22 protein-coding genes and 1 tRNA gene are annotated in these 22140 nt (G+C 43.5%); 18 read left to right on the top strand and 5 right to left on the bottom strand.

Going from position 1 to position 22140, the window contains the following annotated elements; all coding sequences use genetic code 11:
• Positions 1-46: 46 nt before the first annotated feature.
• Positions 47-1159 carry an alanine dehydrogenase gene (ald, locus tag I2E70_RS06840; protein ID WP_195424148.1) on the bottom strand — a complete coding sequence of 371 codons (1113 nt, stop codon included), beginning with the start codon at positions 1157-1159 and terminating at the stop codon, positions 47-49.
• A 200-nt stretch (positions 1160-1359) separates the two neighbouring features.
• Between ald and I2E70_RS06845 the strand changes: the two genes are divergently transcribed.
• The 15 genes from I2E70_RS06845 to tehB all read left to right on the top strand — a co-directional run bounded on the left by I2E70_RS06845 (position 1360) and on the right by tehB (position 14785).
• On the top strand, positions 1360-1968 hold the full coding sequence (locus I2E70_RS06845) for a GNAT family N-acetyltransferase (protein WP_195424150.1): 609 nt from the start codon (positions 1360-1362) through the stop codon (positions 1966-1968).
• Positions 1969-1980: 12 nt separating this feature from the next.
• Positions 1981-2053 (top strand) — tRNA-Thr (locus I2E70_RS06850).
• A 392-nt stretch (positions 2054-2445) separates the two neighbouring features.
• Entirely contained in the window at positions 2446-4170 is a 1725-nt protein-coding gene (gene tetA(46) / locus I2E70_RS06855; RefSeq protein ID WP_195424152.1) for a tetracycline efflux ABC transporter Tet(46) subunit A, read from the top strand.
• A 1-nt stretch (position 4171) separates the two neighbouring features.
• A complete protein-coding gene (gene tetB(46), locus I2E70_RS06860; protein ID WP_195424154.1) occupies positions 4172-5908 on the top strand; it encodes a tetracycline efflux ABC transporter Tet(46) subunit B in 1737 nt (578 codons plus the stop codon).
• Positions 5909-6004: 96 nt separating this feature from the next.
• Entirely contained in the window at positions 6005-6502 is a 498-nt protein-coding gene (ybeY, locus tag I2E70_RS06865) for an rRNA maturation RNase YbeY (RefSeq protein WP_195424156.1), read from the top strand.
• Positions 6483-6881: a diacylglycerol kinase family protein gene (locus I2E70_RS06870; RefSeq protein ID WP_003008202.1), complete on the top strand. Its 399-nt coding sequence runs from the start codon at positions 6483-6485 to the stop codon at positions 6879-6881. Before ybeY ends, I2E70_RS06870 begins: the two co-directional genes overlap by 20 nt.
• Positions 6882-6910: 29 nt before the next feature.
• Positions 6911-7810, top strand: coding sequence for a GTPase Era (era, locus tag I2E70_RS06875; RefSeq protein WP_003004993.1), 900 nt, complete (start codon positions 6911-6913; stop codon positions 7808-7810).
• Positions 7811-7856: 46 nt separating this feature from the next.
• Positions 7857-8681, top strand: coding sequence for a DNA-formamidopyrimidine glycosylase (mutM, locus tag I2E70_RS06880; protein ID WP_195424159.1), 825 nt, complete (start codon positions 7857-7859; stop codon positions 8679-8681).
• Positions 8682-9278 carry a dephospho-CoA kinase gene (coaE, locus tag I2E70_RS06885; RefSeq protein ID WP_195424160.1) on the top strand — a complete coding sequence of 199 codons (597 nt, stop codon included), beginning with the start codon at positions 8682-8684 and terminating at the stop codon, positions 9276-9278.
• 16 nt (positions 9279-9294) lie between these two features.
• Complete coding sequence (locus I2E70_RS06890; RefSeq protein WP_324250407.1) at positions 9295-10494, top strand: multidrug efflux MFS transporter; 1200 nt, start codon at positions 9295-9297, stop codon at positions 10492-10494.
• Entirely contained in the window at positions 10484-10633 is a 150-nt protein-coding gene (gene rpmG / locus I2E70_RS06895; RefSeq protein ID WP_003005699.1) for a 50S ribosomal protein L33, read from the top strand. The genes I2E70_RS06890 and rpmG overlap by 11 nt, the downstream gene beginning before the upstream one ends.
• A 41-nt stretch (positions 10634-10674) precedes the next feature.
• Positions 10675-10908, top strand: a complete 234-nt coding sequence (secG, locus tag I2E70_RS06900) for a preprotein translocase subunit SecG (protein ID WP_003008189.1) — start codon at positions 10675-10677, stop codon at positions 10906-10908.
• Positions 10909-11004: 96 nt separating this feature from the next.
• The gene (gene rnr / locus I2E70_RS06905; RefSeq protein ID WP_195424164.1) at positions 11005-13365 is read left to right on the top strand and encodes a ribonuclease R; all 2361 of its coding nucleotides are present in this window, start codon (positions 11005-11007) and stop codon (positions 13363-13365) included.
• Positions 13328-13795 carry an SsrA-binding protein SmpB gene (gene smpB, locus I2E70_RS06910; protein WP_003005443.1) on the top strand — a complete coding sequence of 156 codons (468 nt, stop codon included), beginning with the start codon at positions 13328-13330 and terminating at the stop codon, positions 13793-13795. Before rnr ends, smpB begins: the two co-directional genes overlap by 38 nt.
• Positions 13796-13924: 129 nt before the next feature.
• On the top strand, positions 13925-14785 hold the full coding sequence (gene tehB, locus I2E70_RS06915; RefSeq protein ID WP_045759711.1) for an SAM-dependent methyltransferase TehB: 861 nt from the start codon (positions 13925-13927) through the stop codon (positions 14783-14785).
• Between the two features lie 128 nt (positions 14786-14913).
• Here the strand turns inward: tehB and I2E70_RS06920 are convergent, their stop codons facing one another.
• Complete coding sequence (locus I2E70_RS06920) at positions 14914-15456, bottom strand: TetR/AcrR family transcriptional regulator (protein WP_003008179.1); 543 nt, start codon at positions 15454-15456, stop codon at positions 14914-14916.
• Positions 15457-15790: 334 nt separating this feature from the next.
• Entirely contained in the window at positions 15791-17137 is a 1347-nt protein-coding gene (locus tag I2E70_RS06925; protein WP_045759710.1) for an Nramp family divalent metal transporter, read from the bottom strand.
• A gap of 208 nt (positions 17138-17345) precedes the next feature.
• Between I2E70_RS06925 and I2E70_RS06930 the strand changes: the two genes are divergently transcribed.
• A complete protein-coding gene (locus I2E70_RS06930) occupies positions 17346-18188 on the top strand; it encodes a metallophosphoesterase family protein (protein ID WP_195424167.1) in 843 nt (280 codons plus the stop codon).
• Positions 18189-18300: 112 nt separating this feature from the next.
• Positions 18301-18750, top strand: coding sequence for an Rrf2 family transcriptional regulator (locus I2E70_RS06935; protein ID WP_195424170.1), 450 nt, complete (start codon positions 18301-18303; stop codon positions 18748-18750).
• Between the two features lie 240 nt (positions 18751-18990).
• On the opposite strand, the gene I2E70_RS06940 is transcribed toward I2E70_RS06935, so the two are convergent.
• Positions 18991-20073 carry a M24 family metallopeptidase gene (locus I2E70_RS06940; protein ID WP_003005548.1) on the bottom strand — a complete coding sequence of 361 codons (1083 nt, stop codon included), beginning with the start codon at positions 20071-20073 and terminating at the stop codon, positions 18991-18993.
• 160 nt (positions 20074-20233) lie between these two features.
• Here I2E70_RS06940 and ccpA point away from each other — a divergent pair, with 160 nt between their 5' ends.
• On the top strand, positions 20234-21238 hold the full coding sequence (gene ccpA, locus I2E70_RS06945; protein WP_049507478.1) for a catabolite control protein A: 1005 nt from the start codon (positions 20234-20236) through the stop codon (positions 21236-21238).
• A 161-nt stretch (positions 21239-21399) separates the two neighbouring features.
• Here the strand turns inward: ccpA and I2E70_RS06950 are convergent, their stop codons facing one another.
• Entirely contained in the window at positions 21400-21990 is a 591-nt protein-coding gene (locus I2E70_RS06950) for a TetR/AcrR family transcriptional regulator (RefSeq protein WP_024055141.1), read from the bottom strand.
• Positions 21991-22140 lie beyond the last annotated feature (150 nt).

The raw sequence follows: 22140 nt of genomic DNA on the forward strand, positions 1-22140 counted from the left end.
AGAAAAGGCAAAGATCATCGGATCTTTGCCTTTTGAATGTTAGAAATTAAACCAATTCATCAATTGGTGTGAAGTCACGCTCTAAACCAGTAGCAACTGGTTGGCTTGTGATATGGCCTTGGTAAGTAGTGACACCTTGGCGCAAGCCTTCATCAAGGGCGATAGCCTTATGGAAGCCATTGTCAGCTAGGGATTCGACATAAGGAAGGGTCACATTGGTAAGGGCGATAGTAGAGGTACGAGCGACAGCCCCTGGGATATTTGCAACGGCATAGTGGAGCACGCCATGTTTTTCGTAAACTGGTTCCGTATGCGTTGTGACACGGTCTGCTGTTTCAATAACCCCACCTTGGTCAACGGCCACATCGACGATGACTGAACCGGGACGCATTTGTTTGACCATATCGTCTGTTACTAATTTAGGAGCTTTAGCACCAGGAATCAAGACAGCACCGATGACAACATCAGCATCACGGACGCTGGCTTCAATGTTAAATGGGTTGGACATGAGGGTTTGGATTTGGTGGCCAAAGACATCTTCCAGAACAGCCAAACGTTTAGCGCTGATATCTAAGATGGTCACTTGGGCGCCGAGTCCAAGGGCGATACGAGCTGCGTGGGTTCCAACGACCCCGCCTCCGATGATGGTGACTTTCCCTTTGGGAACACCTGGTACCCCACCTAGGAGGACTCCTGATCCACCTTCTTGTTTGGTCAGGAAGTGAGCACCGATTTGCACGGCCATCCGTCCAGCCACCTCACTCATTGGCACCAAGAGAGGCAATTGTCCATCAAGGTCACGCACCGTTTCGTAGGCCACCCCAGTTGTTTTAGCTGAGACCATAGCGTCCGCTAATTCAGGTGCGGCAGCCATATGCAAGTAAGTGAAGAGCAAGAGGTCTTCGCGAAGGAAGCCGTATTCTTCAGTAAGAGGTTCTTTGACTTTGACCACCATCTCAGCGGCCCAAGCTTCTGCAGCAGTCGCAACAATAGTCGCTCCTTGTTTGGCGTAATCTTCATCTGCAAAGCCAGAACCAAGTCCGGCATTTGTTTCTACTAAAACTTGATGCCCTTTCTTGACCAAGCTTTGTACTCCTGCAGGTGTCAAACCGACCCGATTTTCGTTGTTTTTAATTTCTTTAGGAATACCAATAAGCATTCTTGCCTCCTTGCTCAGATTTAGGTGTAAAAAGGCCATTGGTGTAAGATTGCTCTCTTGACTCAATGACCTTTTCACTCCTTATCCGATTGTTTTGATTGATTTTATTGTATAGAAAAGTGGGTTAAAAAGCAAGAAAAATTTGAGCTTGCCTTCCTTTATGTTATTTGCTAAACTAATCCCTAAAGAAGGAGAGTCAAATGGAAAATTTATATGTGAAGTTAGCGGCTTATCGTGAAGTGGAGACTGAGCGCTTGCACTTGCGTCCGGTCACTCTTGAAGACGCACCGGCTATGTTTGAGTATGCTTCTGATGAGACAGTTACGCGCTATACCTTTGCAACCAATCAAAGTCTAGAAGAGACGCGTAATAATATTGCCCTCTTATACCTAGCGAGCCCACTTGGAAGATGGGGGATCGAGCTCAAAGAGAATGGAAAATTTATCGGGACGATTGATTTACTGGATTTGGATCTTTGTCTGAAGAAGGGGAGTATCGGCTATGTTCTGAATAAAGACTATTGGAACCAAGGTCTTGCGACAGAGGCTACCAAGGCAGTCATTGCCTTGGCTTTTGAACAGTTAGGGATGAACAAGCTCATTGCTGTTCATGATCAGGACAACCCAGCTTCTGGACGGGTGATGGCCAAATCAGGGATGAAATATTCTCACGAGGAGCCCTACGCGATGCTAGACTTGCATGAAGAAGGGAGAATGGTGACGAGAGTTCATTATGTCCTCACTAAAGAAGAATATTTGGCAGAAAAAATGAGTCAGGATATTGACAAAAGACCTATCTCCATGATATAGTAGATAGGTACTGCTGGTTTAGCTCAGTCGGTAGAGCGCATCCATGGTAAGGATGAGGTCGCCGGTTCAATCCCGGCAACTAGCATAGCAGAAGAGGGAAGCTTAGAGAGGGTCTAGGCTTCTTTTTTTGCGAGTCCATCTTCAAAAGTCCGCTTTTTTCAACAATTTTCAAAAAAACGTTGACAAGCAAGGAAATCCGTGGTAAAGTTAGAACAACAAAGAGAAAGGAGAAAACCATCATGAACAAAGTAGATGTTTTGATGACACAATTGAATACACAGCTTCTCCAATCTCAGTTGAGTTCGATGTAAACTATAAATGGAACCCAAGATGGAGGAGTTTGTCTTGGGTTTTTTGTATGCATTTTTACCTGCCTTAACTGAATTGGTGATAGGCATCAGAAGGCCCAAGTGTGGACTGAGCACCTACTCAGCTCCTTGCTTGGGTTTTTCTGTGCCATTTTGAAAAGGAGAATATATGATCAGAGCTATTTGGGAGTATATCAGGGAACGCAAGTGGCGATATGTGAAGATCGCTATGGTCCTGATTCTTTATGATTACACCTTATTGATCCCGACGCAAGTTATCCAGCGTTTAGTGGATCATTTGAGTCAGCAGACGCTGACGCAATCGAACTTTGTATGGGATATGGTCCTCTTGGTAGGATCAGCCATCCTCAATTACCTGACGGCTTTTTATTGGCAGTTGCGCCTCTTTCAGTCGTCAGTCCATTTCAAGGCGACCCTTCAGGGACAAGCGTTTCGTAAGCTAGTAGCTATGCGGCGTCCCTTTTTTGAGAAATTCCGTTCAGGAGATCTCTTGACGCGCTTTACGACAGATGTGGATGGGATGGCCGATATGGCTGGTTACGGGATGATGGTGCTCCTGTTTGGCGGTGGCTTGTTTGCCTTTATTATTCCGACCATGTTTTTCATTTCTTGGCAATTAACCTTGATTTCCTTTATTCCCATGATCTTCCTCGTCGTCTCTACCTATTTTTTGAGTAGAAAGCAGGAGGAGTATGTTGAGCAAAACCGGGAAGCAGTCGCTCAGTTGAACGATGAGGTCTTGGAGTCGATCGAAGGGATCCGGGTCATGCGGGCCTATAGTAGACGGGACCAGCAGGTCAAACAGTTTCAGAAAAAAACAGCCAGTCTATCCAAAACAGGGGACAAAATTGCCTCTATCCAGTATTCTTTTGGACCTTTAGCCCTGTTGTTTATTGGATTCTCGACGGTCTTGCTCCTGCTATTTGGAGGCCAGTCCCTGGCAAGCGGGCAGTTGAGCCTTGGTAAATTATTGGCTTTACAGCTGTATTTGGTCTTTTTAATTGAGCCTATGTGGATGATGGCGGACCTGATCTTGGTCTACCAGACAGGGCAAATGTCCTATAAAAAATTAAAAGAAGTGATTGATGAAACGGATGATCTGGAGCCAGATGGTCCTCACTACTTAGAGCAGATTGATTTGGTGCAGTTTAAGGACTATTCTTTCAGCTATCCTGGTGCTGAGCGAAAGAGCCTGTCAGGCATTGATTGGACCATTCAGAAAGGACAGACGGTTGGAATTGTTGGTCGTACCGGTGCAGGAAAGACTACCCTGGTTCGACAATTCTTGCGGCAGTACCCAGTTGGTGAGGGAGAATTCTTGATCAACCAGCAACCGATCGTGGACTACAACCGACACTCGATTGAAGAAAAAATTGGTTATGTTTCCCAAGAACATATTTTATTCTCCAAGTCTATCCGTGAGAATATAGCGCTTGGTAAAAAAGGAGCCAGCCAAGAAGACTTGGTGGAAGCGATAGCCCAAGCTGCTTTTGTGGATGATCTCGAGCGGATGTCTCAGGGAATGGACACCCTGATCGGTGAGAAAGGGGTCTCTGTATCAGGAGGTCAAAAACAACGGATCTCCCTGGCGCGTGCCTTCTTAAGAGATGCAGAGCTCTTGCTGTTAGATGATTCCCTTTCGGCAGTAGATGCTAAGACTGAACAGGCCATCATTGACACGATTCAAAAAGAACGAAATGACAAGACGACCATCATTGTTTCTCATCGCTTGTCTGCTGTTCATCAGGCGGATTGGATCATCGTCTTGGATCAAGGTCGTATTGTAGAAGAAGGCAGAGCTAGTGATTTATTGGCTCAAGAAGGCTGGTATTATGAACAATACCAACGGCAACAAAAACAGGAAGGAGAATAAGATGAAAGTTTTAAAACGATTATTATCGAGGATCACGCTTTATCCAACTGTCTTTCTTGCTGGCTTTATTTGCCTCTTACTAGCCACCATTTTTTCTGAATTGTCACCCTTTCTTCTCCAAAAGATGATCGATGGGCCTTTGACCGCACTGACCCACGGTGGAGGACAAGGTGACTTGCTTCAGATGGGAGGATTCTATCTCTTGGTCTTGAGCATCGGACAGCTGATTAGCTACCTAGGGAATCGGATCTTGCTACACGGAAGCAATCAAGTGACGGCTAACCTAAGAGACCAGGCCTTTCAAGTCATGCAAGGGTTGCCTATTTCTTATTTTGATGATAAGCCGGCTGGGAAGATCGCGACAAGAATTGTCAATGATACGGAGACCTTGCGGACCCAGTTTTATAACTCTTGTATGATTTTAGTCATCTACTTGGTGCGTTTCCTCTTTATTCTAGGAATTCTCTTTTATCTGAGTCCTATGATGGGCCTTCTCTTGTGTTTGGTCTTTCCGATTTTCTATGGGATCCAGTATCTCTACAAGGTCATGACGGACCAGCCTATGAAGGATTTCTTTGATGCGAGAAGCGAGGTCAATACCCAGGTCAATGAACTCTTGCATGGTGCCAGTATGATTCAGCTCTATCATCAAGAGTCTGGTGTGGTGGAGGAGTTTGAAGCTACTACTCAGAAGATGTTAGGAGCCAATGATCGAATTCTCTTAGCCGATTCTATTGCTTCTTGGACCTTAACGGAATTGCTCAAGTTTTTAGTGATTGCAGGCATTTTGACTATCGCTGGGATTTCTTTCCTACAGGGTAATATCGGTGTGACGGCTGGTTTCTTATTTATCAATATTAACTATGTGATTAATCTATTTGATCTCATGGCCAATCTTAGTCGTCAATTCCCAAATATTCGGCGATCCTTAGAAACGGGGAGCCGCGTCCTTGCTTTCTTAGACCAACCTTTGGAGGCCGATGGTGCATCGGAACTGAAGATAGAAAAAGCTCAAGTCGTGTTTGACGACGTTCATTTTGCCTATGAAGAAGGCAAGCCAGTTCTGCGGGATATTGCCTTTCAGGCTAGTCCAGGTCAAACCATCGCTCTTGTGGGCCATACTGGATCGGGTAAGTCTTCGATTATGAACCTGCTCTATCGTTTTTATGATCCTCAAGAAGGAGCGATTTTGATCGATGGTCAAGATATTCGCCAAGTTTCTCGTGAGAGCCTGCGAAGCCACATGGGGATTGTTCTGCAGGATCCTTATCTATTTACAGGAACCATAGCTAGTAATGTGGCCATGAGTCAGGATCACATTGATCGGGAGGCGGTCCAAGATGCGCTGAAAAAAGTCGGGGCTTGGCCCTTTGTAGAGCGCCTTGAAAAGGGAATCGACCATCCAGTCGTAGAAAAAGGATCCGCCTTTTCAAGTGGTGAGCGCCAATTGATTTCCTTTGCGCGGACGCTCTATATGAATCCGCAAATACTGATTTTAGATGAGGCAACCTCTCATATCGATACGGAAACAGAAGAAGTCATCCAACAGGCTATGGCAGTCTTGCAAAAGGGCCGGACCACCTTTATCATTGCCCATCGCTTGTCCACTATCCAAGATGCGGATCAGATCTTAGTTTTATCCGAAGGACGCATTGTGGAACGTGGTAGACACGAGGAACTGGTCGCACAAGGCGGGATCTATGCCCAGATGAATGCCATCCAGCAAACAGTGGTGTAAGATTGTCCTGCAAAGAAAAAGATTGAAAACCAGCCTGTATCTAGTATATAGGCTGGTTTTATGCTATAATGAAGTGATAATAGTGAGGTGATCCAGATGTATATTGAAATGGTAGATGAGACGGGTCAAGTCTCTGACGAAATCTTAAAACAAACGCAAGAAATTTTAGAATTTGCTGCTCAAAAAATTGGGAAAGAAGACAAGGAAATGGCTGTGACTTTTGTAACCAATGAACGCAGTCATGAACTAAATCTTGAATACCGTGATACGGATCGTCCGACGGATGTCATCAGTTTAGAATACAAGCCAGAGATGGAGATTTCTTTTGACGAGGAAGACCTTGCAGAAAATCTAGAATTGGCAGAGATGATGGCGGAATTCGATACCTATATTGGTGAGCTCTTTATTTCAATTGACAAGGCGCGTGAGCAAGCCGAAGAATATGGCCACAGCTTTGAGCGCGAAATGGGATTTTTAGCAGTGCATGGTTTTCTTCACATCAATGGCTATGATCACTATACGCCGGAAGAAGAAAAGGAAATGTTTGGCTTACAGGAAGAGATTTTGACAGCCTATGGACTCACAAGACAATAAGCGAAAATGGAAAAATCGGGACTTCACTTCAAGCTTGGAGTTTGCGATAACAGGAATTTTCACTGCGATCAAAGAAGAGCGCAATATGCGCAAGCATGCCTTATCAGCCCTCGTAGCAATTCTTGCTGGTTTGGTATTTAGGATTTCTGCGACAGAATGGCTCTTTTTGTTGCTCAGCATCACCTTGGTGATTGCTTTTGAAATTATGAATTCAGCCATTGAAAATGTGGTGGATTTAGCTAGTAACTACCATTTCTCCATGTTGGCAAAGAATGCCAAAGACATGGCGGCTGGAGCAGTCCTTGTCGTATCAGGTTTTGCCCTACTAACAGGACTGGTGATTTTTGTGCCCAAATTCTGGGCCTTGGTGTTTGGATAAGAGGGAGTATGCCCTCGTGAAAGGATAATATGACATTTAAATCAGGCTTTGTAGCCATTTTAGGACGTCCCAATGTTGGGAAGTCAACTTTTTTGAACCACGTCATGGGGCAAAAGATTGCCATCATGAGTGACAAGGCGCAGACAACGCGCAATAAGATTATGGGGATTTATACGACGGATAAGGAACAGATCGTCTTTATCGATACCCCAGGGATTCACAAACCCAAGACAGCCCTTGGAGACTTCATGGTGGAGTCGGCCTATAGTACCCTTCGAGAAGTGGATACCGTTCTCTTTATGGTGCCAGCAGACGAGCCACGTGGGAAAGGCGATGATATGATTATCGAACGCCTCAAGGCTGCTAAGGTGCCGGTTATTCTGGTGGTCAATAAGATCGACAAGGTGCACCCTGACCAACTCTTGGCGCAAATCGATGACTTCCGTAGTCAGATGGATTTCAAGGAAATCGTGCCGATTTCAGCCCTCCAAGGAAACAATGTTTCGCGTTTGATTGATATTTTGAGTGAAAACTTGGAAGAAGGTTTCCAATATTTCCCTGCTGACCAAATCACTGACCACCCAGAGCGCTTCTTGGTCTCTGAAATGATCCGTGAAAAGGTCTTGCATTTGACGCGGGAAGAAATTCCCCACTCTGTTGCAGTAGTCGTGGATTCTATGAAGCGGGATGAGGAGACAGATAAGGTTCATATCCGTGCAACCATCATGGTCGAGCGCGATAGCCAAAAAGGGATTGTCATCGGAAAAGGTGGCGCCATGCTTAAGAAGATTGGAACCCTTGCGCGGAAGGATATCGAGCTCATGCTAGGGGACAAGGTCTTCCTAGAAACCTGGGTCAAGGTCAAGAAAAATTGGCGGGATAAGAAATTGGATCTTGCCGATTTCGGATACAACGAAAAAGAATATTAAGAAGAGGTGGGCAGAAGGCCTGCTTCTTGTTTTTGAAAGGAGTTCTATGCCTGAATTACCAGAAGTAGAGACGGTTCGACGCGGTCTTGAGAAATTAATTCTTGGAAAAACCATTCAGTCAGTGGAAGTAAAGTATCCTAAGATGATTCATACGGATCTAGATGCTTTTTGTCAAGATCTCCCAGGTCAAGAAATTCGATCCATGGGACGCCGCGGGAAATACCTCTTGTTTTATCTGACGGATCTGGTCCTCATCTCGCATTTGCGGATGGAAGGTAAGTATTTCTTTTATCCAGACGAAGTCCCTTTTCGCAAGCACGCCCATATCTTCTTTCACTTTACAGATGGCAGCACCCTGGTCTATGAAGATGTCCGCAAGTTTGGGACCATGGAAGTCTTAGTACCTGAGCTTGTAGACAGCTACTTTTTGGCGAAAAAGATTGGTCCAGAACCAACAGAATCAGATTTTAAAGGGCCAGCCTTCCAAGCAGCTCTTAAAAAATCAAAGAAACCCATTAAATCAGCTCTTTTAGACCAAAAATTAGTGGCTGGTCTGGGCAATATCTATGTAGATGAGGTCCTTTATCGAGCCAAGGTTCATCCAGCCCGTTTGGGTCAAAGATTGACTGCTAGAGAAGCCAAAGCAATCCGCAAAGAAACGATTGCTGTGCTTGCTCAGGCTGTTGAAAAGGGTGGCTCCACTATTCGCTCCTATAGCAATGCTTTTGGAGAAGATGGCACCATGCAGGAAGAACACCAGGTCTATGGGAAAACAGGTCAGCCTTGTTTGCGCTGCGGAACACCGATTGAAAAAATTCATCTGGGGGGACGTGGAACCCATTTTTGCCCTCACTGTCAAAAGGAGAACTAGATGGCAAGAATCATCGGATTAACAGGAGGGATTGCTTCAGGAAAGTCCACTGTCACCTCTTATTTGAAAGAAAAAGGCTATCCTGTCATTGATGCTGATCGAGTGGTCCATGACTTGCAGGCACCAGGTGGAGAACTCTACCGTGTCCTAGTGGATCATTTTGGTAGAGAGATCCTTACCAAAGAAGGAGAGTTGGATCGCGTCGCTTTGGGTCAGCGGATCTTTTCAGACCCTAGTGAAAGAGACTGGTCCAATCGCGTCCAAGGAAGGCTTATTCGTGAGGCTCTAGCTGAGGTAAGAGACAGACAAGCTGCACAATCCGATCTCTTTTTTATGGATATTCCTCTCTTAATCGAGCAGCACTATGACGAGTGGTTTGAATCTGTCTGGTTGGTAGCTGTATCAAAAGAAACCCAGCTCAAGCGCCTGATGGAACGCAACCACTTATCAGAACTGCAGGCCCAGGAACGCATCGCGTCTCAAATGCCGCTAGATGAAAAAAGAGCCCATGCAGATCTGGTTCTAGACAATAATGGCGATCTAACGGCCCTCTATGCTCATTTAGATGTAGCCCTACAACAATTAGAAAGAAGATGATTTTATCACAAGAGAAATCAATTGGCGTAAAAATCTATATATTGCCTGGATCGGGTGCTTTTTCATCGGAGCCAGCCTTTCTTTAGTCGTTCCTTTTATGGCTCTCTTTGTGGAAGAGTTGGGTGTTACTGGTAAGGCTGTTCCCCTTTATGCTGGGATTGCCGTCGCGAGTTCTTCTGTGACTTCTGCGATCATGTCCCCCATCTGGGGGAGCCTGGCCGACCGCTATGGTCGAAAACCCATGATGCTTAGAGCTTCCATTGCCATGACGCTGACCATGGGAGGTATTGCCTTTGTCCCATCCGTCTTTTGGCTCTTGGTCCTGCGCTTGCTCAATGGGGTCTTTTCAGGCTTTGTCCCCAATAGTACAGCCCTGATTGCCAGTCAAGTTCCCAAGGACCAATCCGGCTATGCCCTAGGGACCTTGTCGACTGGTGTCGTAGCTGGAACCTTGATGGGCCCTTTGATTGGGGGACTCATTGCTGAAAATCTGGGCATGCGCAATGTCTTTCTCTTGGTCGGCTTCTTCTTATTTTTGGTTTCCCTCTTAACCTTCTGGGGTATCGAGGAAGAGTATGAGCCCCTTCCAAAAGAAGAACAAAAATCCAGTTGGGAGTTGCTCATGTCCATTCAGCAAAAAGATATCCTCTTGGGACTCTTTTTGACCAGCATGACCATTCAAATGATCGCCCAATCTATTTCTCCGATCCTGCCTCTTTATGTGCGAGCTTTAGGGCAAAGAAATAACTTGATTTTTGTATCGGGGATGATTGTTTCGGCTATGGGAGTCTCTAGTATGCTCTTTTCAGGTTGGATGGGAAAACTCGGAGACCGAATCGGGAATCACCGGCTCTTATTAATCGCCCTTCTTTATAGTGGCTGTCTCTATATCCTTTGTGCCCAAGCGCAAACGCCTCTGCAATTAGGAATCTTACGCTTCCTTTTTGGGATCGGGACTGGTGCCCTTTTACCAGGAGTTTCTGCTTTGTTAAATCGCTTAACCCCTCCTGAAGGGATCTCTCGGATCTTTAGCTACAACCAGCTCTTTTACTACTTAGGTGGCGTGTTAGGGCCAATGATGGGATCGAGTATTTTCATGCATTTTGGCTATCATTGGGTTTTTTACGGCACAGCCCTCTTGGCCTTTACCGATTTGATTTTCCTCTTATTCTTATTTAGAAAGTATTTGAAAGTGAGAGACGTACGTGCGAATTAAAGTTCAATTGACCTGCACAAGCTGTGGGAGTCAGAATTATTTGACCAGTAAAAATACCAAAACCCATCCCGAAAAGATCGAGGTCTTGAAGTATTGTCCCAAGGAAAGAAAAGTAACCTTACATATTGAATCAAAATGATTTTCATGGTATAATAGTGAGGATTTTAAGGAGTTTTAAATATGAGCGGAGCATTAACAACTATTTTACTAGTATTATCAGTATTGATTATTATCGCAATTTTTATGCAACCAACAAAAAACCAATCGAGCAACGTCTTTGACGCAAGCTCAAATGACTTGTTTGAACGTTCAAAAGCGCGCGGGTTTGAAGCCGTGATGCAGCGTTTAACAGCTATTATGATCTTCTTTTGGTTATTGATCGCGATGATCTTAATGGTACTTTCTAGTAGATAAGATAGGCTCAGACAATGTCTTTGCCTATTTTTATTTTGCAAAATAAAGATACAATTAGATAGAAAAAAGGAGGCTGGATAACCAGCAAATACATTCATGAAAACAAGTATTAAAGAATATTTACAAGAGCATGACAAAGCCCAGATCAATGATCTGGCAGCAGCTCTAGGAAAAGAAGGATCTAAGGATTTTCGTGACTTGGTCAAAACCATCTCTCTGATGGAACGCCGTCATGAGTTGAAATTCGAGGATGATGGCTCTCTTCGTTTGGCTCAAAAGAAGGCCCCAGCCATTACCCTCAAGGGGATCTTTCATGCCCATAAAAATGGCTTTGGCTTTGTCAGTTTAGAAGGCGAAGAAGAAGACCTCTTTGTTGGTCGAAATGATGTCAACCACGCCATCGATGGGGATACTGTTGAGATCGTCATTACCAAGGTAGCAGACCGAAACAAAGGAACGGCAGCAGAAGCGAAGATTATTGATGTCTTGGATCATAGCGTCAAAACGGTTGTTGGACAAATTGTTCTGGATGAGGAAAAGCCCAAATATGCCGGCTACATCCGTTCGAAAAATCAAAAGATCAGCCAGCTGATCTATGTGAAGAAGCCAGCCATCCAATTGGAAGGTACCGAAATCCTCAAGGTCGAAATTGATCAATACCCGAGCCGCAAGCACAATTATTTTGTGGCAACTGTGCGGGATGTGGTCGGTCATGTGACAGATCCTGGAATCGATGTCTTGGAAGTGCTAGAATCCATGGATATCGTCTCAGAATTTCCAGAAGAAGTGCTGAAAGAGGCTGAGCAGATTCCAGATGCACCGTCTGCAAAGGATTTAGAGGGGCGGTTGGATCTGCGAGAGGAGATTACCTTTACGATCGACGGAGCGGATGCCAAAGACTTGGACGATGCGGTCCATATCAAGCCACTCAAGAACGGCAATTTTGAGCTGGGGGTTCACATCGCAGATGTCTCTTATTACGTTACAGAAGGCTCAGCACTTGATAAGGAAGCTCTAAATCGTGCAACTTCTGTCTATGTGACCGACCGAGTAGTACCCATGCTTCCAGAACGCTTGTCCAATGGGATCTGTTCTTTAAATCCGAATGTGGATCGCCTGACCCAGTCTGCCATCATGGAGATTGATCCCCATGGAAAGGTCGTCAAGCACACCATTACCCAAACTGTCATCAATACGACCTTCCGAATGACCTATAGTGACGTCAATGATATCTTAGCAGGTGACGAAGAAAAGGCTCAAACCTTTAAGAAAATTGTCTCAAGTATTCATCAAATGGCCACCCTGCATGGTATTCTAGAAAGCATGCGGATTCGCCGAGGAGCCCTTAATTTTGATACCAATGAGGCTAAAATCCTAGTCAATAAAGAAGGAAAACCGGTCGACATTGTCCTTCGTCAAAGAGGAATTGCGGAGCGGATGATTGAGTCCTTTATGCTGATTGCCAATGAGACAGTGGCGGAGCACTTTACGCGACTGAAACTACCGTTCATCTACCGGATCCACGAAGATCCAAAGGCAGAAAAAGTACAGAAGTTTATCGATTATGCTTCCAGCTTTGGGATCCAAATCTACGGAACGGCTAGTGAGATGAGCCAAGAGGCCCTGCAAGAAATTATGCGCAAGGTCGAAGGGGAACCGTATGCAGATGTCCTTTCGATGATGTTGTTGCGCTCGATGCAGCAGGCTCGTTACTCAGAGCATAACCATGGCCACTATGGGCTTGCTGCTGAGTATTATACCCACTTTACCAGTCCCATCCGTCGGTATCCGGACCTGATGGTTCATCGAATGGTGCGCGAATACGGAAAATCCCAAGAAGTGGCAGAGCACTTTGAACAAGTCCTTCCAGACATTGCCAGCCAATCCTCTAGTCGGGAACGCCGAGCTATTGATGCGGAGCGCGAAGTAGAAGCCATGAAGAAGGCTGAATACATGGAAGACTATGTTGGAGAAGAATACGATGCTGTGGTTTCCAGTGTGGTGAAATTTGGCCTCTTTGTGGAGTTGCCAAATACGGTTGAAGGCTTGATCCATATTACCAATCTTCCTGAATTCTACCATTTTAATGAACGTGATCTAACCCTTCGCGGAGAAAAATCAGGAGTAACCTTCCGTGTAGGTCAGCAGATCCGAATCAAGGTAGAAAGAGCCGACAAGATGACAGGAGAGATTGATTTCTCTTATATTCCAAGTGAATGGGATGTCGTCGAAAAAGGCCTCAAGGCCAAAGGGCGTGACCGAGATGGTAATCGCAGGGATCGCAGACGCAAGGACAAAAAAGTTTCTAAGGGATCAACTGCTAGAAAAGATGACAAGCGGAAAGATTCTTCCTCTAAATCCAAAAAGAAAAAAGGGAAGAAACCATTTTACAAGGAAGTAGCAAAGAAAGGAGCCAAACATGGCAAAGGGCGAAGGAAAGGTAGTCGCTCAAAATAAAAAGGCGAGACATGACTACACCATCGTGGATACGATTGAAGCAGGGATGGTGCTGACGGGGACAGAGATCAAAAGTGTCCGTGCGGCACGCATTAACTTGAAAGATGGCTTTGCACAAGTAAAAAATGGCGAAGTTTGGCTTAGCAATGTCCACATTGCCCCTTATGAGGAAGGCAATATCTGGAACCAAGATCCAGACCGTCGTCGCAAGCTCCTTCTTCATAAAAAGCAAATCCAAAAGCTGGACCAAGACACCAAAGGGACCGGAATGACCTTGGTGCCTTTGAAGGTCTATCTCAAGGACGGCTATGCCAAATTGCTTTTGGGACTCGCTAAAGGGAAACATGATTATGACAAGCGTGAATCCATCAAGCGTCGGGAACAAAACCGGGACATCGCACGGGTCATGAAACAATACAATACACGTTAAACTAAAAAGGCAGTTCTGAAACAAGTTTCAGAACTGCCTTTTTTCTCGGAGAGGGGCCTCTTTTTCCAACTTGTAAAAAGGAATTTTTTTCTGTATGATAAGGGTACAGAAAGAAAAAGGAGAAGCAGCATGACACAAAAATTGATTGCTTACAAGCGCATGCCTATCTGGACCAAGGATACCATGCCAGAAGCTCTTCAAAGAAAGCACAATACCAAGGTAGGAACCTGGGGGAAGATTACGGTTCTAAAAGGTCAGTTACGATTTATTGAATTGACCGAAGAGGGGGAAGAAATTGCGAGCCACCTCTTTGAAGCAGGAGCAGAGAACCCCATGGCCGAGCCCCAGGCCTGGCATCGTGTCGAAGCGGCGACTGACGATGTGGAGTGGTACCTAGAATTTTACTGTGAGCCAAAAGACTATTTCCCCAAAAAATACAACACCAATCCTGTCCATTCAGAAGTGCTAGAAGCAGTGGGAATTGTCCCAGCTGGAAAGGCGCTGGATCTAGGATGCGGGCAAGGCCGCAACGCCCTCTTTTTGGCCCAACATGGCTTTGACGTGACAGCAGTGGATCAAAATGAACTGGCTCTTGAGATCTTACAAAGTATTGTCGCTGAGGAAGATCTAGAGATGCCAGTGGGACTCTATGATATCAATGCTGCAGCTCTTACCCAAAACTATGACTTCATCATATCGACTGTGGTCCTCATGTTTTTAGAGGCTGATCGGATTCCAGCGATTATCCGCAATATGCAAGAGCATACCAATCCAGGTGGTTACAATCTCATTGTCTGTGCTATGGATACGGAAGATTATCCTTGCCAGATGCCCTTCTCGTTCACCTTTAAAGAAGGAGAATTGGCGGAGTATTACAAGGATTGGGAATTGGTCAAATACAATGAAAATCCTGGCCATCTCCATCGTCGAGATGAGAATGGCCATCGGATTCAACTTCGATTTGCAACCATGTTGGCAAAGAAAAAATAGAGAAAAAGCAGGATCCTAGCATCCTGCCTTTTTGCTTTCTACAAACAAGTTGGACAAGGTGATCTGAATGTTGTTTATTTGCCAAAAAGAAAAACCTTCTCCATAAAGGAAGGAAAAGGTTGGGGAATTTAGTTCCAGTTAGCAAAGTCGCAGACGCTAAGAATGATCGTCCCGATTTCGATTGGCTCTTCCTTGGCACCAGATTCTAACCAGGTCACAATCACAGATTCGATTGTAGCGATGAAAATTTCTAGCCCATACTTGTATGGAACTTGAAAGTCTGAAATGATGTGTTCTTTCGCATGGGGAGTGTCGTCTAATGCATGGAGGGTAAAACTTCTTATTAGTTTACGGAAGTCCGAGCAGCAGGATTGGGACAAGGCATAAATAAAATCATAATTCTCTTTAATAGCAGTCAAGACATTGAGAAAGTTTACCTTGACAGGGCTTCCTTCAACGAAGAGGCTATCCAATTCTTGCATCATGTCCATTTTCATTTGCTCAAACATGTCGTATTTATCGACATAGTGCAAGTAGAAGGTCCCGCGGTTAATCCCAGCGGTTTCAGTTAATTGTCGAATAGTGATGCTTTCAAAAGGTTGTTGCAAGAGGAGTTTTGAGAGCGCATTTCGTAAGTCTGACTTGGTTGTTGTTTGTCTTTGGCGTACCATATGTTCCTTTCTGTAGTTGTATAAATTTATTCTTATTTATTTGACGTTAAAATAATTTATATGTTAAATAATTTCACGACACTAACAAAGAGCATTATACTCCAAAAGAATAAATTAGACAACAATTCTCATTTTTGTACAGATAACGGAAAGTGTACAAAAATTTTATAAGTTTATGAATGACGGGCACTGGCAAGATTTTGTGAAAACCTCACAACAATTAGTGATTTAAAATAATTCCCTCCTAAAAAAATGGTCAGGAAATTTTTAGGAAAAGGAGGAACAAGATGAAGGGACGAATAAAGAAACCAGCACCGTTTAAGTGCTGGTTTCTTTATTTGATAAAAGTTGTCACGATCAGATTGAAATTTAAGATAGTTAAGACAATCGCAACGAGATAACCTAAGAAAGTATTCCATTTCGCATTGACATGTTCTCCCATGATTTCCTTGTTGGAGGTGAAATAAACCAGAGGGAAGATGGAGAATGGAAGAGCCGCTGATAGGAAGACTTGAGAGTAGACTAGAAGGTCGTCGAGGACATGTTCCTGATCTCCAAATAAGATCGCAACGATGATGACAGGAAGAAGGGCAATGATCCGAGTCATGAGACGAACGACCCATTGTGGCAGGCGGAATCTCAAGAAACCTTCCATAACGATTTGACCGGTTAGGGTCCCAGTAATGGTTGAATTTTGACCACTGGCTAACAAAGCGATGGCAAAGAGGGTAGACAAGAAGGGACTAGCGATAGCACCGGCAATATGATTATCTTTGAGGGCATTATACATGCTAGAAAAAGCACCGATCTTATCTCCGTGACCAAAGAAGAGGGCCGCTCCAAGAATCAAGAGGAGGGAGTTGACGACGAAGGCCAAGCTCAATTCAATATTTGAATCCCAGGTCATAAAGCGCACTGCCCGTTTGATATCTGCTGAATCTTTGTAGTCCACCTTTCGCGTTTGTGAAATGGAAGAGTGGAGGTAGAGGTTGTGGGGCATTACGGTTGCCCCGATGATTCCAAGTGCCAAGGTCAAGGCTTCATTTCCTTTTGGAAGACCAATTCCCAGTACTTCTTTTTGAGGCAGGAATCCAGCAAAGATTCCCCCGATATCTGGTTTCGATAGGAAAACCAGATAGCCGAAAATTGCAAGGATCGTGAGGATCAAGGTTGAAACGATGGCCTCGATCTTTCGAAATCCTAGATGCATGAGCCCCAATAAGAGGAAGACATCAAAGATGGTGATCAGAATGGAAAAAAGCAAGGGCCAGCCAAAAAGAAGGTGGAGGGCAATCCCTGATCCGATGACTTCTGCTAAATCTGTCGCCATCAGGGCAAGCTCGATCACAATCCAAAGGGTATAGCGAAGCCATTTTGGCAAGTGATGGGCGGTTGTTTGGGCCAGGTCCTTACGATGGACAATTCCTAGTTTACCAGCCATTTGTTGCAACTGCATGGCGATTAAAGAGGAGAGAAGAACCACTGATAAGAGTAGGTAACGGTATTGGGCCCCTCCGACGACACTAGTAATCCAGTTTCCCGGATCCATATAGCCGACAGCTACTAGACTTCCTGGTCCTGAAAAGAGCAGGAGGGTCTTCCAAAAAGGGATGCCTTTTGGTACGTCAATAGATTGGTTGATTTCTTGAAGTGATTTCCTTTCAAACTGTTGTAAACTCATGATGAGCCTTCTTTCTAAGAATAAATCAATTTGTCTCCATTATAGCATAAAATATATAATAGTTCATGATAATGAGAGGTTTCTTGCCCTTTTTAGTGAAAAATCATTTGAAAATCAAATAAATAGAAAAAAAGGAACTTCCTATAAATAGTTGTTTCAGGCTGAAAGATTTTTGAGGCTTTGTTATAATGGAGAGAAGGAGAAGATCATGACTAAAATTGCTTTACTTTCAGATATTCATGGAAATACGACAGCTTTGGAAGCTGTCCTTGAGGATAGTCGAAAAGCCAAGGTGGATGAATATTGGCTCTTGGGTGATAGTTTGATGCCTGGAACAGGCAGACGCGCCCTTTTGGAGCTGTTAGAGGAGCTTCCTATTACGGTGAAAGTCCTTGGAAACTGGGAAGATAGTCTTTGGCGCGCCATGAGGGGGATGTTGGATGAGACTAGATCAAGCCATCGCTACCTTATGCGCCAGTGTCAATATATTCTTGAAGAAATCACGCCTCAGGAAATTGAAGCCATGCAGGAAATGCCCATGCAGGTCCATAGAGAAATCGCCGGTTTAAAGATCGGCATTACCCACCACTTACCCGATAAGAATTGGGGTCGGGAATTGATCCACATTGGTGAGCAGAAGGATTTTGATCGCTTGGTGACAAATCCGTCTTGTGATATTGCAGTCTACGGACACATTCACCAACAGTTTTTCCGCTACGGGACAGGAGGAGAACTGATTATCAATCCTGGATCGATCGGTCAACCTTTCTTTTTGGAAAAGAATCTTCGCAAGAACCTTCGGGCCATGTATGCCATTCTCGAATTTGATCAAATGGGGCTAAAAGATGTCGATTTTAGACGGGTGGACTATGATGTCCAAAAAGAACTGCAACTAGCAAAAGACCTCCATCTTCCTTATTACCAAGTGTATTATGAAAGTTTGGTCAATGGCATTCATCATACCCACAATCATGAGCTTCTTCATGAGATTGAGCAGAGAGAAGGTCATGATCGAGAAATCGATGCTTGGCTAGAGGACTTCTTCCAATAGTGTAACTGTTGACATTACAACTGAAAAGAGTATAATAGGAATAACGAAAGTCGTCCCTTGACGGTTGTTCAATAGACTCTACCTTCAAAAACGGGTAGAAAGGAGTGAAGTTATGCAAATTTCGAGTCACTTTACCATTGGGACTCATGTCTTGATCATGATTGCTCTACAAGGAGAGAAAACAAAAGTAACCAGTGATTTTTTGGCAGGAAGTGTCGGCGTGAACCCTGTTATTATTCGAAAGACCTTGTCTCAGTTGAAGAAAGCTGGATTGATTCATGTAGCGCGTGGGACAGGCGGAGCTGAGCTCGCAAAAGCAGCCGATGAGATCAGCCTGCTGGATATCTATCAAGCAGTAGAATGCTTAGGTTCGACAGGTCAATTATTTGGTTTTCATGACAATCCGAATCCAGCCTGCCCAATTGGCCACAATATCCATAATGTTTTAGATGGGAAGCTTGAGGACATTCAGACTGCTATGGAAAAAGAAATGTCCCAAACCACTTTAAAAGACGTCGTAGAAGATACGCAGAAAAGAATGAAACTCGAATCGGTTTCATAAGAAAAAAGAGAGTGGGACAGAAATCGGTCATTCGTTAGAATTCGATTTCGTCGTCCCACCTCCGCACAGTTGAGTAGAGCTGTAAAAGCTGATGAAATCAGCGTAGTAGAGCCCACTCAACCACTGCGTCTTGCTCGACAATCCAAAGATAATTAAGAGGCTAGGACTTTTGTCCCAGCCTCATTTTTTATAGTTATTAACGAAACAAGATGTTTGTTATATATTGAAACGACTAAAGGCTTAGTCAAAGTAAAGCAAGTCTTTGCTGGTTTCAGTGAAGAGTCCAAATCCGTCTTTTGTGACGTAACCACAATCTTCGATACGGACACCGACTTTACCTGGAATATAGATTCCTGGTTCGACTGAGAAGCACATGCCTTCTTCAAGTACCATGTCATTTCCTTCCATAATAGAAGGGAATTCATGTACGTCCATTCCGATCCCGTGTCCGAGGCGGTGGTTGAAGTACTCACCATAACCAGCTTTTTCAATGACGCTCCGTGCAGCACGGTCTACGTCATGTGCTGTTACACCTGGTTTGATCATGTCAATGGCTGCTTGTTGAGCTTCTAACGTCAAGTGGTAGATTTCTTTTTTGAAATCATCTGGTTTTCCAACTGCAACAGTACGAGTCATATCAGACGCATAACCATTCACCATACAGCCAAGGTCAAATAGCAAGAGAGCATCGTTTTCGACTTTGTTGCTTCCAGGAATTCCGTGTGGGTTAGCTGCATTATTTCCAGTCAAGACCATGGTTTCAAAGCTCATTTCATAACCCAAGCGTTTGATACCAAAGTCGATTTCTGCTACGATATCAGTTTCAGTTTTATCTAGTGAGATGGCGTCGAATCCCATATTGACAGCCTTATCTGCATATTGACCAGCCACCAACATTTTTTGGATCTCATCAGCAGATTTGATCAAGCGCATCCGGTTAATCCGTGGTGTCAAGTTGGTGAATTGAGCCTTTTCAAAGACAGTACGCAAGCCATTGTATTTGGTCAGGATCAAGTTATCATATTCAAGTGCAACGGTTTTAGCATCTGGTTTTGCGATAGCCCCTTTAATCTTTTCCCAAGGGTTTTCAGAATCCACATAGCCAACCACTTGGAAATCGACAACTGCAGTCGCCCGTTCCACTTCAAGTGCAGGAACGAAGAGAAGTGGTTCGTGGTCAGTGTAGACGAACAAGAAGAGTTGACGTTCGTGGGGATCACTGTAAAATCCAGTCAGGTAATTGATGGTGACAGGATCGGATACAACAGCGACATCTGTTTTTTCAGTTTCAAGAAAATCGACGATTTGATCTAATTTAGACATAATGCTACCTTCTTTCTATGGATCTATTTTGTCAAATTTTCCCCAAAAAAGCAAGAGTTTACAAAATTTTACCAAAATGCTTGAAAGTGTTTACAATAAGTGATAAAATAGGATTAATTAGAGAGTGAAAACGAAATTTTCAACAATGAAAGGAAATCTTATGAATACAGACGATACAGTAACAATTTATGATGTCGCCCGTGAAGCAGGGGTTTCAATGGCAACCGTTAGTCGTGTAGTGAATGGAAATAAGAACGTTAAAGAAAATACACGTAAAAAAGTTTTGGAAGTGATCGAACGCTTGGATTACCGTCCAAATGCTGTTGCGCGTGGTCTTGCTAGCAAGAAAACCACAACAGTCGGTGTTGTGATTCCAAACATCACGAATAGCTATTTCTCTACATTGGCTAAGGGGATCGATGACATTGCGGAAATGTACAAGTACAACATCGTCCTTGCAAATAGTGATGAAGACGATGACAAAGAAGTTTCAGTTGTGAACAACCTCTTTTCTAAACAAGTAGATGGGATCATTTTCATGGGCTATCATTTGACAGAAAAGATTCGTTCAGAGTTTTCACGCTCACGTACACCAGTGGTCCTTGCTGGAACTGTGGATGTTGAGCACCAATTACCAAGTGTCAATATCGACTACAAGCAAGCAACAGTGGATGCTGTTGCACAATTGGCAAAACACAACAAGAAAATTGCTTTTGTAAGTGGCCCATTGGTGGATGATATCAATGGAAAAATTCGTTTGTCAGGCTATAAGGAAGCTTTGAAAGCGAAAAAATTGAGCTATAGCGAAGGGCTTGTCTTTGAATCGAAATACCGTTATGATGAAGGTTACAACTTGGCAGAACGCATCATTGCGTCAAAAGCAACAGCTGCTTTTGTGACAGGTGATGAATTGGCTGCAGGTCTCTTGAATGGCTTGTCTGATCACGGTATCAAAGTACCAGAAGACTTTGAAATCATTACTAGTGATGATTCACAAGTAACACGTTACACGCGTCCAAATCTATCAACGATTGGCCAACCCTTGTATGACCTTGGTGCGATTAGTATGCGTATGTTGACCAAGATCATGCACAAAGAAGAGTTGGAAGAACGCGAAGTACTGTTGTCTCATACGATCAACCAACGTGGAACGACCAAAAAATAAGGATTAGTAGACTAGAGTCTCGACATGGGAAGACGTGTCTACTAGTCTAAGAGGCTAGAACAGAACTGTTCTAGCCTCTTTTTATATGTGTCATTAATCATAAGTAATGATGAAGTGAAATTGAATGAGTGTTGGTTCAAATATTGATGTGTAAGTTACAATTAAATCGTTCTAGAGTTTGTTAAAATACCATACAACAAAATATGATGAATTTGTTTTGTTTCGTCTTCTATGTTTTTATTTGGAGATAGATGATTTCCTGTGCTATTGAGAGCACTCATGACGTTTAAAATAACCTCTGTTGACAAATCTTTAGCAATTATATTTTCATTTTTACCTAGCTCAATATATGCACGATATATTTCACGCTTTTTCTCATCTATCGCTTTTGTCATAAGTTTCGTAAAAGTAGGATCCTCTAACGTTTTTTCTTGAAAGTAGTTAGAAATCTGTTGGCTTATTTTTTTCTGACATAAAGCTAAGGCTTGATTTAATTTTGATTTATAATCTATATTACTGAGTAGAATGTTTTCAGCTTCTTGTATGATGTCTTTAAACAATTCATTAATACATAAAGCTACTAAATTATCTTTCTTATCAAAGTAATTGTAGATTGACACAGGAGAAACTTCTGCGACTTTTGCAATTGATTGTATACTTGTTTCTTTAAACCCTTTTTCTTTAAATAAAGAAAGAGCAGACTGAATAATAGCTTGCTTCTTTTTTTCTGTTGTTTTTTGATATTGATTCATTTGAACACTCCATTTGATATCAATTATAGCACAACTTTGAAATTTATCTCAGATTATTTCATTAATTCTTGACGATATCTGATATTTACAATACAATTAAGTTTGAAATATAATTAATGATATTTCAAACTTATAATAATTGAGGGAAGA

The sequence above is a fragment of the Streptococcus parasanguinis genome, from assembly GCF_015556095.1.
Lineage (GTDB): Bacteria > Bacillota > Bacilli > Lactobacillales > Streptococcaceae > Streptococcus > Streptococcus parasanguinis_Q.